Source organism: Streptomyces sp. NPDC050504 (assembly GCF_044458065.1).
In the GTDB taxonomy this organism is placed as follows: domain Bacteria; phylum Actinomycetota; class Actinomycetes; order Streptomycetales; family Streptomycetaceae; genus Streptomyces.
In genome coordinates, this window is sequence record NZ_JBITHO010000015.1 from 1 (window position 1) to 14679 (window position 14679).

At 69.1% G+C, this 14679-nt stretch carries 1 pseudogene; it reads right to left on the reverse strand.

From position 1 onward, the window contains the following. Positions 1-14598 (reverse strand): annotated as a pseudogene (locus ACIBNE_RS38235) (SDR family NAD(P)-dependent oxidoreductase); the annotation flags it as partial. Between the last annotated feature and the right edge of the window lie 81 nt (positions 14599-14679).

A 14679-nucleotide genomic window follows, 5' to 3' on the forward strand; every position in this document is an offset into this window, starting at 1 on the left:
GGTGGTGGGTTTTTGGCCGATGTCGGTGGCGTTGGTGATGGTGGGGGTGTGGTGGAGCCAGTAGGGGTGGTGTTGGAAGGGGTAGGTGGGGAGGGTGGTGGTGTGGGGGTGGTGGGGTGTGTAGACCTTGGTCCAGTTGACCGGTGTGCCGTGGGTGTGGGCGGTGGCGAGTGCTGCGAGGACCGTCTGGGTCTCTGGGTGTTTCGGGTGGAGGAGGGGTGTGGCGGGTGTTTCGGTGGTGGTGCGGGTGAGGGTGGTGAGTGTGGTGTCAGGTCCGAGTTCGAGGTAGGTGGTGGTGTGTTGGTTGGTGAGGGTGGTGAGTGTGGGGTGGAAGCGGACGGTGTGGCGGAGTTGGCGGGTCCAGTAGTGGGCGGTGGTGAGGTCTTCTGGGCGTGCGGTTTCACCGGTGAGGGTGGAGATGATGGGGATGCGGGGCTGGTGGTAGGTGAGACCGGCCGCGACGGTGTGGAAGTCGTCGAGGATGGGGTCGAGGTGGTGGGAGTGGAAGGCGTGGCTGACGTGCAGGTTGCTGGTCTTGCGGCCTTGCCGGGCGAAGTGGGCCGCGACTTCGTTGACCGCTTCCCTGTCGCCTGAAATCACCGTACTGGTGGGTGTGTTGAGGGCGGCGATGGTGACGTCGGTGCGTCCGTTGAGGGCGTGGAGGGTTTCGGTTTCGGTGGCGTGGAGGGCGGTCATGGCTCCGCCGCTCGGGAGGCTGTGCAGGAGCCGGGCTCGGGCAGCGACGAGGGTGCAGGCGTCTTCCAGGTTCAGCACGCCTGCGACATGCGCGGCTGCGAGTTCGCCGATGGAGTGGCCAGCTAGGAACTCGGGGACGACACCGAAATGTTCGAGGAGGCGGAACAGTGCCGTTTCCAGGGCGAAGAGTGCGGGCTGGGTGTAAAGGGTGTCTTCCAGCAGCGCTGCCTGTTCACTGCCCTCGTCGGCCCACATCACCTCCCGAAGCGGCATGTCCAGGCGCGGGTCGAGCTGCGTGCAGACCTCGTCCAGGGCGTTGGCGAAGGCCGGGTAGGCGGCGTACAGCTCGCGTCCCATGCCAAGTCGCTGTGATCCCTGTCCGGAGAAAAGGAACGCGGTCCTGCCCGCTCCGGCCGCTGACCCCCGTACGACATGAGGTGCTTCCGCTCCCGTGGCGAGCGCGTCCAACCCGGCCAGGAACCCGTCCCGGTCCTCGGCGATCACCGCGGCCCGCTGCTCCAGATGGGCACGCGTGGTGGCGAGGGAGAAGCCCACGTCCGCCGAAGACGGATCGGTCTCAGCCACCAGTGCCCGCAGTCGTGCAGCTTGCTCGCGCAGGGCGTCCTGGGTCTTGGCGGACAAGACCCACGCCAGCGGACTGGCCGGGGGCGCGGAGGCCTCCGTGACTTCGGCGGGGCTCTCCGCGGGTGCTTGTTCGAGGATGATGTGGGCGTTGGTGCCGCTGATCCCGAACGAGGACACGGCTGCGCGCCTTGGCTGTCCGGTGCTGGGCCAGGCCTGCTGTTGGTTGAGCAGGGATACTGCGCCTGTGGTCCAGTCGACGTGGGGTGAGGGTTCGTCGACGTGCAGGGTTCGCGGTAGCACTCCGTGGCGCATCGCTTCGACCATTTTGATGACGCCGGCGACTCCGGCGGCGGCTTGGGTGTGGCCGATGTTCGACTTGATCGATCCCAGCCACAGCGGGCTGTCCGTGTCCCGGTGCTGTCCGTAGGTCGCCAGCAGGGCCTGTGCCTCGATGGGGTCGCCGAGGCTTGTCCCGGTGCCGTGTGCTTCGACGGCGTCGATCTGTTGGGCGGTGAGCTGGGCGTCGGCGAGTGCGGCGCGGATTACGCGCTGTTGTGAGGGTCCGTTGGGTGCGGTGAGGCCGTTGCTGGCGCCGTCCTGGTTGACGGCCGACCCGCGCATGACGGCGAGGATGGGGTGGCCGTTGCGTTTGGCGTCTGATTGGCGTTCGACGAGGAGGAGGCCGACGCCTTCGCTCCAGCCGGTGCCGTCGGCGGTGGCTGCGAAGGGTTTGCAGCGGCCGTCGGGTGACAGGCCTCGTTGGCGGCTGAACTCGATGAAGGTGGAGGGGGTTGCCATGACGGTGACGCCGCCTGCGAGGGCGAGGTCGCATTCACCGTTGCGCAGTGCTTGCGCGGCCAGGTGCAGGGCGACCAGTGACGACGAGCAGGCCGTGTCGACACTCACCGCCGGGCCCTCGAACCCGAAGGAGTAGGCGAGGCGGCCCGAGGCGACGCTGTATGAACTGCCGGTTCCCAGATAGCCCTCGAAACCCTTGGGGATGTCGTGGTGAAAACGGCTGCCGTAGTCGCCGTACATGATTCCGGTGAAGACTCCGGTGCGGCTGCCGCGCAGTGACTCCGGGTCGACACCCGCGCGTTCCAAAGCCTGCCAAGTGGTTTCTAGGAGGAGGCGTTGTTGGGGGTCGGTGGCGAGTGCTTCGCGGGGGCTCATGCCGAAGAAGTCGGGGTCGAAGTGGTGGGCGTCGTGGAGGAAGCCGCCGTGTTGTGTGTAGCTGGTGCCGGGGTGGTCCGGGTCGGGGTTGTAGAGCTCTTCCAGGTCCCAGCCGCGGCTTGCGGGGAAGGGAGTGATGGCGTCTGTGCCCTCGGCTACGAGTTTCCAGAGCTGTTCGGGAGAGGTGACTCCACCTGGATAGCGGCAGGCCATGCCCACGACGACGATCGGATCGTCGTCGGCGCGCGTGCGGGCGTGGGAGGCATGAGTGCTGGAGGCCTTCGTCGGTGCGCCCTGCGTGGCGGCGAGCCGGTCGTGCAGGTGTCGGGCGAGGTGGCCGGGCGTCGGGTGGTCGAAGACGAGGGTTGCCGGTAACCGGAGCCCGGTGGCGACGGTCAGTCGATTGCGGAGTTCGACGGCGGTGAGGGAGTCCAGGCCTAGGGTCTGGAAGGAGTGCTTGTCGTTGATGGAGTGACTCGCCGGGTGGCCGAGCGCGGTGGCCGTGTGCGTGGTGATGAGGTCCAGGATCACCCGGTACTGCTCGTCCGCAGGGAGCGAGGTGAGGCGCACTGCCCAGCGGGAGTCCGAAGGGCGGGTGGTGGGCCGAACGGGCACGAGCCGACGGTAGAGGGTCGGCAGGTGGTCGGCTCGGGAACGGAGCGCCGCGGTGTCCAGCAACGCCGGAATCAAGTGTGGCCGACCGTCGGCCAATGCCGTATCGAAGAGGGCCAAGGCCTGGTCGGTCGGTAGTGAATGTATGCCGCTGCGGCTGATGCGGTTGCGGTTGGTGGTGTCGAGGGTGGCGGTGATGGTGCTGGTGTCGGCCCAGGGTCCCCAGGCGAGGCTGGTGGCGGGGAGTCCTTGGGTGTGGCGGTGGTGGGCGAGTGTGTCGAGGAAGGTGTTGGCTGCGGCGTAGTTGGTTTGTCCGGGGTTGCCGAGGATGCCTGCGGCGGAGGAGAAGAGGACGAATGCGGCGAGGTCCTGGTCCTGGGTGAGGCGGTGGAGGTGCCAGGCCGCGTCGACTTTGGGCCGTAGGACGGTGTCGAGCTGTTCCGCCGTGAGGTTGGTGAGGGTGGCGTCCGCCGTGATGCCGGCGGTGTGGATGACGGCGGTGAGGGGATGGCCAGCCGGGACGGTGGCGAGTAGGTCTGTGAGTTGTTCTGGGTTGCTGGTGTCGCAGGCGGTGATGGTGACGTGGGCGCCTAGGGCGGTGAGGTGATTGTGGAGCTGGTCGGCGTTTTTGGCGTGGGGGCCTTGCCTGCTTGCGAGGATCAGGTGGCGTATGCCGTGCTCGGACACCAGGTGGTGGGCGATGAGAGTGCCGAGGGTGCCGGTGCCGCCCGTGATCAATGCGGTGCCGTCCGGGTCTAGCGTTGTAGAGGGCGCGTCATTCATCGTGGCCGGGACCGCGTGACTCAGGCGCGGAACGAACCACTGCCCGGCGCGCCGAGCCAATTGCGCTTCGTCGGAGAGGAACACGGAGGCCAGTGCATCCGCTGCAACGCCGTCTACGTCCGCGTCCACGAGGATGAAACGGCCGGGCTGCTCCGACTGCGCCGAGCGCACGAGCCCCCACAGGGGTGTGGACCCCAGGTCGTCGATGTGATCGTCGGGACCGATCGCCACGGCGTGCCGTGTCACGAGGACCAGCCGGGCGGACTCCAGCGAACTGGCGGCGAGGAATTCGTGGACCAGGTCGAGTGCTTGGGCGGCGAGCCGGTGTGCTTCCTGTGCGATGTCCGGGCTGGCGGGGTTCTTCGCCTCTGAGGTGAAAGAAGCGATGACGAACTCCGGTACGGGGGCGCCAGATTCAACGGCAAGGCACAGCTCCGCCAAGCTGGGGAAGGAAGGTGCATCAGAGCCTGCCGGGTCCACCCATGGGGCCTCACCTAGCACCACCCAGGCGGTGGCCGCCTCGGTGGAGTTCCTGGACGTCTCGGCGAGGGGTTCCCAGCTCAGTTCGTACAGTGCCTTGCGACGGGCTTGCACGGCGGTACCGAACTGCTCTGCGCTGACAGGTCGGCTCATCAGCGAGGCGACCGCGATCAGGGGCGCGCCGGTGTCGTCGGCGACCGCGAGCATGATGCTGCCTTCCGTGCCTGTGGCCGTGCCCGTGGCCGTTTTCGTGTTGTTGCCGGGCGACAGACGTACTCGCAATGAGCGCACATTCTGGAGGCTCGGATCCGAGAGGAAGCTGACGCCGTTCCACGAGAAGGGGAGCAGTGCTGAGCCGTCGTCTGTCTCGGTGAGGGCGATGGCGTGGAGTGCGGCGTCGAGGAGCGCGGGGTGGATGCCGTATCCGGTGGTGCTGATGTCTTCTGGGAGCTGGACTTCTGCGTAGAGGGTGTCGCCGCTCTGCCAGGCGGCTTTGAGGCCTTGGAAGGTGGGGCCGTAGGGCAGTCCGAGGTCGGCAAGGCGGTCGTAGAGGTCGGTGGTGTCGACAGGACTGGCGTCGGTCGGCGGCCATTCGCTGAGGTTTTCGGCGTCCTCGGTGAGGTGGTCAGGTGGTGTTGTGGTGAGGGTGCCGGTGGCGTGCAGCGTCCACTGCTCCGTGCCTGTGCCGAGGTCTGCGACGTCGTACGAGCGTGTGTGGATCGTGAGTGGCCGAGACCCGGAATCGTTGGGAGAGCCGACCGTGATGTGCAGCTGTACGGCCTGATCGTCGACGAGTACAAGCGGGCTCTGCAGGGTGAGTTCTTCGATGTGGTTGTGGCCGGTGTGGTGTGCGGCGTGGAGGGCGAGGTCGAGGAGTGCGGTGCCGGGTACGACGGTGGTTCCGAGGACCGTGTGGTCGGCGAGCCAGGGGTGGGTGTCGAGGGAGAGGCGGCCGGTGAAGAGGTCACCGTTGCCGTTGGGCAGCTTGATGGCGGCACCGAGCAGGGGATGCTCGGCACGGTCCAGGCCTAGCGTCCGGGCGTTGCCCGAGGCGGCTGACTTGTTGATCCAGTAGGGGTGGTGTTGGAAGGGGTAGGTGGGGAGGGTGGTGGTGTGGGGGTGGTGGGGTGCGTAGACCGTGGTCCAGTTGACCGGTGTGCCGTGGGTGTGGGTGGTGGCGAGTGCGGTGAGGAGGGTGTGGGTTTCGGGTTGGTGGGGGTGGAGGAGGGTGGTTGCTGTGGTGTCGGTGGTGGTGTGGGTGAGGGTGGTGAGGGTGGTGTCGGGTCCGAGTTCGAGGTAGGTGGTGGTGTTTTGAGTGTTGAGGGTGGTGAGTGTGGGGTGGAAGCGGACGGTTTGGCGGAGTTGGCGGGTCCAGTAGTGGGCGGTGGTGAGGTCTTCTGGGCGTGCGGTTTCGCCGGTGAGGGTGGAGATGATGGGGATGCGGGGCTGGTGGTAGGTGAGACCGGCTGCGACGGTGTGGAAGTCGTTGAGGATGGGGTCGAGGTGGTGGGAGTGGAAGGCGTGGCTGACGTGCAGTGGGGTGGTCTTGCGGCCCTGTTCGGTGAAGTGGGCCGCGACTTCGGCGACTGCGTCCATGTCGCCTGAGATCACCGTGCTGGTGGGTGCGTTGAGGGCGGCGATGGTGACGTCGGTGCGTCCGTCGAGGGCATCGAGGACTTCGGTTTCGGTGGCGTGGAGGGCGGTCATGGCTCCGCCGCTCGGGAGGCTGTGCAGGAGCCGTGCTCGGGTGGCGACCAGGGTGCAGGCGTCTTCCAGGTTCAGTACGCCCGCGACGTGTGCGGCCGCGAGTTCACCGATGGAGTGCCCGGCCAGGAAGTGGGGTGTGACGCCGAGGTGTTCGAGGAGACGGAACAGTGCCGTCTCCAGGGCGAAGAGGGCTGGCTGGGTATAGAGGGTGTCTTCCAGCAGCGCTGCCTGTTCACTGCCCTCGTCGGCCCACATGACATCGAGCAGCGGTACGTCCAGATGTGAGTCGAGGAGTGCGCACGCCTTGTCCAGGGCGTTGGCGAAGGCCGGGTAGGCGGCATACAGCTCGCGTCCCATGCCGAGACGCTGGGATCCTTGTCCGGCGAAGAGGAACGCGGTCCTGCCCGCTCCGGCCGCTGACCCTCGTACGACATGAGGTGCTTCCGCGCCCGTGGCGAGTGCGTCCAGTCCGGTCAGGAAAGCGTCCCGGTCCTCGGCGATCACCGCGGCCCGCTGCTCCAGGTGTGCGCGTGTGGTGGCGAGGGAGAAGCCGATGTCGGCGAGTGGGACGTCACCGTCCTTCGTAGCGTTTCGCAGTCGTGCAGCTTGCTCGCGCAGGGCGTCCTGGGTTTTGGCGGAGAGTATCCACGCAAGCGGCCCACCCGGCCCGTCGGTCTGCTCCTCGGGCGCCTTGTGGGTGGCTGGTGCTTGTTCGAGGATGATGTGGGCGTTGGTGCCGCTGATCCCGAACGAGGACACGGCTGCGCGCCTTGGCTGTCCGGTGTCGGGCCAGGTCTGCTGTTGGTTGAGTAGGGATACTGCGCCTGTGGTCCAGTCGACGTGGGGTGAGGGTTCGTCGACGTGCAGGGTCTGCGGCAGCACTCCGTGGCGCATCGCCTCGACCATTTTGATGACGCCGGCGACTCCGGCGGCGGCCTGGGTGTGGCCGATGTTCGATTTGATCGATCCCAGCCACAGCGGGCTGTCCGCGTCACGGTGTTGGCCGTAGGTGGCCAGCAGGGCCTGTGCCTCGATGGGGTCGCCCAGGCTTGTCCCGGTGCCGTGTGCCTCTACGGCGTCGATCTGTTGGGCGGTGAGTTGGGCGTCGGCGAGTGCGGCGCGGATTACCCGCTGTTGTGATGGTCCGTTGGGTGCGGTGAGTCCGTTGCTGGCGCCGTCCTGGTTGACGGCCGAGCCTCGCAACACGGCCAGCACTGGATGCCCGTTGCGCTCCGCATCCGAAAGGCGTTCGAGTACGAACATGCCCGCGCCCTCGCCCCAGCCCGTCCCGTCCGCGGACGCCGCGAAGGACTTGCAGCGGCCGTCCGGAGCGAGGCCGCGCAGCCTGCTGAACTCGACGAGCAGACCGGGCGTCGCCATGACCGTTGCGCCGCCGGCCAGAGCCATGCCGCAGTCGCCGTCGCGCAGCGCGCGGGCAGCCAGGTGCAGGGCCACCAGTGACGAGGAACAAGCGGTGTCGACGGTGTACGTGGGGCCTTCGAGGCCGAAGGTGTACGCGATGCGACCGGAGGCGACGCTGGCGGTGTTCCCGGTCAGCAGGTATCCGGCGAGCTCGTCGGCGCCCTCGTGCTGGAGGGACAGGTACTCGGCGGCCGAGACCCCGGCGAAGACGCCGGTGTCGCTGCCGCGCAGGGTGCCGGGATCGATACCGGCCCGCTCCAGCGCCTCCCACGCGGTCTCCAGGAGGAGCCGCTGCTGCGGGTCCATGGCGAGGGCCTCGCGCGGGCTGATGCCGAAGAAGTCGGCGTCGAACCGGTCGACGTCACCGACGAAGCCGCCCTGGAGCGTGTAGGTCTTTCCGGCGGCGTCCGGGTCGGCGTCGAACAGCGCGGCCACGTCCCAGCCCCTGCCTCCCGGGTACGGGGCGATCGCGTCCCTGCCTTCGGCGACGAGCCGCCACAGGTCGTCGGCGGAACGAACGTCACCGGGGAAGCGGCATGCCATGCCGACGATCGCCACGGGCTCGTCGGCGGCCCGCGCCGTCGGGACGGCGGACGTGCCGCGACCGGCTGTGTGGGGACCGACCGTGCCGTGGCCTGTCGTGGTGGACACGGCGTCCGTCGAGGCGAGCAGCTCGGTGAGGAGATGCGCGGCGAGCGCCGCGGGCGTGGGATGGTCGAAGACGAGAGTGGGGGACAGTCGCAGGCCGGTGGCGGTACTGAGCCGGTTGCGCAGCTCCACCGCCGTGAGCGAGTCGAACCCCGCTTCCTTGAACGCGCGGTCGCTCTCGACCGCGTCGGAACCGGAGTGCCCGAGCACGGCCGCAGCGGAGGTGCGCACCAGGTCGAGAAGCATTTCGGTCCGCTCGGTTGCGGCGAGCGGGGCGAGTCGCCGCGCCCAGGCCTGAAGCGGCGACCGCGCGCCGTACGGGGTAGAGGCCGAAGTGGTGAGGGCGCGCGGCGTCCTCCTTCCGGCAAGTCGGCTCAGTACGGGCGGCAGTGTGCCCGCGTCGGCGCGGGCGCGCAGGGCCCCGGGGACGAGCCGCGCGGGGATCACCAGGGCGGAGCCCACGTCGTGGGCGTCGAACAGTGCGAGACCCTGCTCGGTGGTGAGCGCGGAGACCCCGGCGCGTTCGAGGCGTGCGAGGTCCGTCGCGTCGAGACCGTCCGCCATGCCGCCCGGAGCGTCCCACAGGCCCCACACGATGGCGGCGGCGGGCAGCCCCCGGGCGCGCCGGTGCAGGGCGAGGGCGTCGAGGAAGCCGTTGGCCGCCGCGTAGTTGGACTGGCCGGCGGCACCGAGCAGACCGGAGAGCGAGGAGAAGCAGATGAACGCGGTGAGGTCGCAGGATGCGGTCAGCTCGTGGAGGTTCCAGGCGGCGTCGACCTTGGGGCGCAGCACCGTGGCGAGACGGTCCGGGGTCAGGGACTCGACCGGCCCGTCGTCGAGCACTCCGGCCGTGTGGACGACGGCCGTCAGCGGATGCTCGGCCGGGATCCGCGCCAGCTCGGCCGCGAGCGATTCCCGGTCGGCGGCGTCGCAGGCCCGCAGCGTGACCCGCGCACCGAGACCGGTGAGTTCCGCGACGAGTTCGTGGGCATCCGCCGCCCGCGGTCCACGGCGGCTCAGGAGCAGCAGGTGACGTACACCGCGTTCGGCTACGAGATGGCGGGCCACGAGCCGCCCCAGCGCACCGGTCGCCCCGGTGACGAGAACCGTGCCTTCGGGGTCCGGCGCGCCCGCGCCGCCTGCCGCCGCAGCCGTACTTGTGTCTGCCGCATCCGTGTCTGCCGCATCCGTGTCGGCCGTAGCCGTGTCGCTCACGCCCGACCCGGCCGCATCCGGGCGCGCGTCCGCGAACGTCAACGCCCCCGGCATCGTCAGCACGACCTTGCCGACGTGCCGCGCCTGCCCGAGCGCGCGGAACGCCTCACGTGCGTGACGGACGTCGAAGGCCGTCACGGGAGGCGGCAGCAGCGCCTCCGCCTCGAAGAGGTCCACGAGTTCCGTGAGGATCTGCTGGATCCGTTCGGGTCCGGCCTCACCCATGTCGAAGGGGCTGTAATCCACGCCCTCATGACTGTTCGTCACCTCATCTGCGGCACGGATGTCGGTCTTGCCGATCTCCAGGAACGTGCCACCGTGGGGCAGCGTACGCAACGACGCGTCGACGAACTCCTGGGCCAGCGAGTTCAGTACGACATCGACTCCGCGCCCGTCCGTGGCCTCCAGGACCGCATGCTCGAAATCGAGCGTCCGCGAATTCGCGAGGTGGGCGTCGTCGAGTCCCGCGGCGCGCAGCCGGTCCCACTTGCCGGGGCTCGCCGTACCGAAGACCTCCACGCCCCAGTGGCGCGCGAGCTGCACCGCCGCGCCGCCGACCCCGCCCGCCGCCGCGTGCACCAGCAGCCGCTGCCCGGGGCGGACCCGGGCCAGGTCCACCAGGCCGTAGTAGGCGGTCAGGAACACCACCGGCACGGCCGCCGCCTGCCCGAACGTCAGATTGGCGGGCATACGGACGACCATCGCGCGGTCCGCGACAGCGACCGGCCCCATCGCCCCGGCGAACAGACCCATGATCCGATCACCCGGACGCAGTCCCGTCACGCCGGGACCGACCTCCAGAACGACACCGGCGCCCTCGCTGCCGATCGAAAGATCGCCCGGGTACATCCCCAACGCCATCATCACGTCACGGAAGTTGAGCCCTGCGGCCCGTACGCCGACACGCACCTGCCCCGCTCCCAGCGGAGCCTCGGCAGCGGGGCTCGCCACCAGCGACAGGTTCTCCAGCTCGCCTTGTGCGGACACGTCGAGGCGCCACGCGGACTCCCCGGCCGGCGGCCTCAGAGAGCCCTCCGTACCTGTCCGTACCATGCGCGGCGCGAACAGTCGCCCTTCCCGCACCGCGAGCTGCGGCTCCCCGGCCAAACCGACGGCGACCGCGGCCAGTAGGCCGTCCGCAGAAGCCGGTTCACCGTCCAGGTCGACGAGGAGGAACCGATCGGGGTGCTCCGACTGCACCGCCCGCACCAGACCCCACACCGCCCCGTACGCCAACTCGCTCGCACCCTGCGGAGCTTCACCGTGCCGTGTCGATACGGCCCCCGAAGTGGCCAGGGCCAGACGCGCAGGACCGAACGCCTCCTCGGCGAGCCATTCCTGTACGAGGGCCAGGACGCCCTCCGTGACCTCGTGCGTGCGGGAGGGAGTGGAACCGGTCGATACGTCGGCGGCGTCCGGTGAGCCCAGGACGGTGACGACCACATCAGGAACCGGCGTACCTGATGCGACGGCCTCACGGAGAGCGGCCAGATCGGCGTAGCGCTCGAAGGAGTCACCTTCCCCCGTGAGCGGCCGCAGTTCGCCGTCTCCGAGAAGCGCGACGGAGTGGGCCGCGTCCGACGACGCGTCGGCATCGGAAGCCGATGCCCAGACGAGGTCGAAGAGAGCGTCGTCGAGAGCCGCATCCCCGGTGGCGACGGTGAGTTGCCCGGCAGTGACGGGCCTCGTCGTCAGCCCGTCGACGGTGACGACGGGAACGCCGTGCGGATCCGTGGCGCTGATCCGTCGGGTGTGCGGGCCGGTCGTGGTCAGCCGAACGCGCAGCGCCCTGGCGTCCGTCGCGCGAAGCTCGACTCCGCCCCAGACGAAGGGAAGTTCAGCGGTGCCGGTGCCGGTGCCGGTGGTGCTGGTACCCGTGTCGGTGTCCGAGCCCAGAGCGAGCGAGTGGAGCGCGGCATCCAGGAGCGCGGGGTGGACACCGTATCCGGAGGTGTCGGTGTCCTCCGGGAGCTGGACCTCGGCATACAGATCATCGCCGTCGCGCCAGGCGGCGGTAAGGCCCCGGAAGACGGGGCCGTACGGCAGCCCGAGATCGGCCAGGCGGCCGTAGAGGTCGTCTGTGTTCAGCGCTTGCGCCGCGACGGGCGGCCACTCGGTCTCGACCTCGGGTGCGGCCGTCGATACGTCGCTGAGGGTGGCAGTTCCGTGCTGAACCCACCCCGCCTCGGGCCGCGAAGCCACCCGCGAGTGCAGGGACAGCCTCCGCCGACCACCGTCGTCCGCAGCCTCGATCTGCACCTGTACGTGCACTGCGTCCCGCTCCGGTACGACCAACGGCGCCTGAAGGGTGAGCTCCTCGATGTACAGAACCCCGGTGCGGCGCGCGGCGTGCAGCACCAAGTCGAGTAGAGCGGTGCCGGGCACGATGGTGGTGCCGTGCACCGTGTGCTGTGCCAGCCACGGGTGGGTCGCCGTCGAAAGCCGTCCGGTGAGGACCTGGCTCGCTGCCTCGGGCAGATCGAGAGCGGCGGAGAGCAGAGGATGATCGGCGGCTTCGAGCCCGAACGCCCCCGCGTTGCCGTTGGAGGCAGGCTTGATGAGCCAGTAGGGGTGGTGCTGGAAGGGGTAGGTGGGGAGGTCGATGGTGTGGGGGTGGTGGGGTGCGTAGACCGTGGTCCAGTTGACCGGTGTGCCGTGGGTGTGGGTGGTGGCGAGTGCGGTGAGGAGGGTGTGGGTTTCGGGTTGGTGGGGGTGGAGGAGGGGGGTTGCTGTGGTGTCGGTGGTGGTGTGGGTGAGGGTGGTGAGGGTGGTGTCGGGTCCGAGTTCGAGGTAGGTGGTGGTGTTTTGAGTGTTGAGGGTGGTGAGTGTGGGGTGGAAGCGGACGGTGTGGCGGAGTTGGCGGGTCCAGTAGTGGGGTGTGGTGAGGTCTTCTGGGCGTGCGGTTTCGCCGGTGAGGGTGGAGATGATGGGGATGCGGGGCTGGTGGTAGGTGAGACCGGCCGCGATGGTGTGGAAGTCGTTGAGGATGGGGTCGAGGTGGTGGGAGTGGAAGGCGTGGCTGACGTGCAGTGGGGTGGTCTTGCGGCCTTGCCGGGTGAAGTGTGCCGCGACTTCGTTGACCGCTTCCCTGTCGCCTGAGATCACCGTACTGGTAGGCCCGTTGAGGGCGGCGATGGTGACGTCGGTGCGTCCGTCGAGGGCGTCGAGGACTTCGGTTTCGGTGGCGTGGAGGGCGGTCATGGCGCCGCCGCTCGGGAGGCTGTGCAGGAGCCGTGCTCGGGCAGCGACCAGGGTGCAGGCATCTTCCAGGTTGAGTACGCCTGCGACGTGGGCGGCGGTGAGTTCGCCGATGGAGTGCCCGGCCAGGAACTCGGGGACGACACCGAAATGTTCCAGGAGTCGGAAGAGCGCGGTTTCGAGGGCGAAGAGTGCGGGCTGGGTGTAGAGGGTGTCTTCCAGCAGTGCGGCTTCGGGGGTGTCCTCGTCGGCCCACATCACCTCCCGCAGCGGCACGTCCAGGTGCGGGTCGAGGAGCGCACACACCTCGTCCAGGGCGTTGGCGAAGACCGGGTAGGCGGCATACAGCTCGCGCCCCATGCCCAGCCGTTGCGATCCCTGTCCGGAGAAGAGGAACGCGGTCCGGCCCGCTCCGGCCGCTGACCCTCGTACGACATGAGGTGCTTCCGTGCCTGTGGCGAGTGCGTCCAGTCCGGCCAGGAACCCCTCCCGGTCCTCCGCGATCACCGCGGCCCGCTGCTCCAGATGGGCGCGTGTGGTGGCGAGGGAGTAGCCCACGTCCGCCGAAGACGGGTCGGTCGCGGCCACCAGTTCCCGCAGTCGTACGGCCTGCTCCCGCAGCGCCTCCTGGGTCTTGGCGGACAAGACCCACGCCAGCGGACCGGCCGGGGGCACGGAGGCTTCCGTGACTTCGGCGGGGCTCTTCGCCGGGGCTTCTTCGAGGATGATGTGGGCGTTGGTGCCGCTGATGCCGAACGAGGACACGGCTGCGCGCCTCGGCCTGTCCGTCTCCGGCCACGCCCGATGCGTGTGCAGGAGCGCGACCGCGCCGGCCGACCAGTCGACCTCGGGCGAGGGCTCATCGGCGTGCAGGGTGCGGGGAAGCTCGGCGCGGCGTATCGCCTCGATCATCTTGATGACGCTGGCCACGCCCGCGGCCGCCTGGGTGTGGCCGATGTTGGGCTTGATCGAGCCGAGCCACAACGGCCGTTCCGGGTCGCGTTCCTGGCCGTACGTCGCCAGCAGCGCCTGCGCCTCGATCGGGTCGCCGAGGCTCGTGCCCGTACCGTGTGCCTCGACGGCGTCGACCTGGTCGGCGGTGAGCCGGGCGTCGGCGAGCGCGGCCTGGATGACGCGCTGCTGCGAAGGGCCGTTCGGTGCGGTGAGGCCGTTGCTCGCGCCGTCCTGGTTGATGGCGCTGCCCCGGATGACGGCGAGCACGCGATGGTTCTTCCTGCGCGCGTCGGAGAGGCGCTCCAGGACGAGGACGCCCACGCCCTCGCCCCAGGCGGTGCCGTCAGCGTCCGCGCCGAACGACTTGCAACGGCCGTCGGCGGCCAGGCCGCCCTGGCGGCTGAACTCCACGAAGATGCCGGGGGTCGCCATGATCGTGGCACCACCGGCGAGCGCCATCGCGCACTCGCCGTTCCGCAGCGCCTGCACGGCCAGGTGCATCGCCACGAGCGAGGAGGAACAGGCGGTGTCGACGCTGACGGCCGGACCTTCGAGGCCGAGCGCGTACGCGAGGCGCCCGGACACGACGCTGGCGATCATTCCGGTGAGCAGATAGCCCTCGGAGGCGCCGGCGTCCTCCTGGAGGAGCGAGACGTACTCCTGCCCTGCCACGCCCGCGAAGACACCGGTGTCGGTGCCCCGCAGGTCGGTGGCGGACAGTCCCGCGCGCTCGACGGCCTCCCACGCGGTCTCCAGGAGGAGCCGCTGCTGCGGGTCCATGGCGAGCGCCTCGCGCGGGCTGATGCCGAAGAACCGGGAGTCGAATTCATCGGCGTCATGAATGAAATGGCCCAGATTGGTGTACGACTTGCCGCGCGCGCTCGTGTCGGGATCGTAGAGTTCGGCCAGATTCCAGCCGCGGCCGGTGGGGAATTCGGAAATGGTCTCCGTGCCGTGGGAGACGATGTCCCACAAGTCTTCCGGGGACCGAGCGTCGCCGGGGAACCGGCAGGCCATTCCCACAACCGCGATGGGTTCGTGGTTGCGGGACTCGATCTCGTTCAGACGCTGCCGGGCCTGGTGCAGATCTGCCGTGACACGCTTGAGATACCCGCGGAGCCTGTCCTCGTTCGCCATGTGACGCCAGCCTTTGAGTTCGTATCCCTACACGGATGACCGGGATCAGTGGTCGGAGCTTCCATGGTC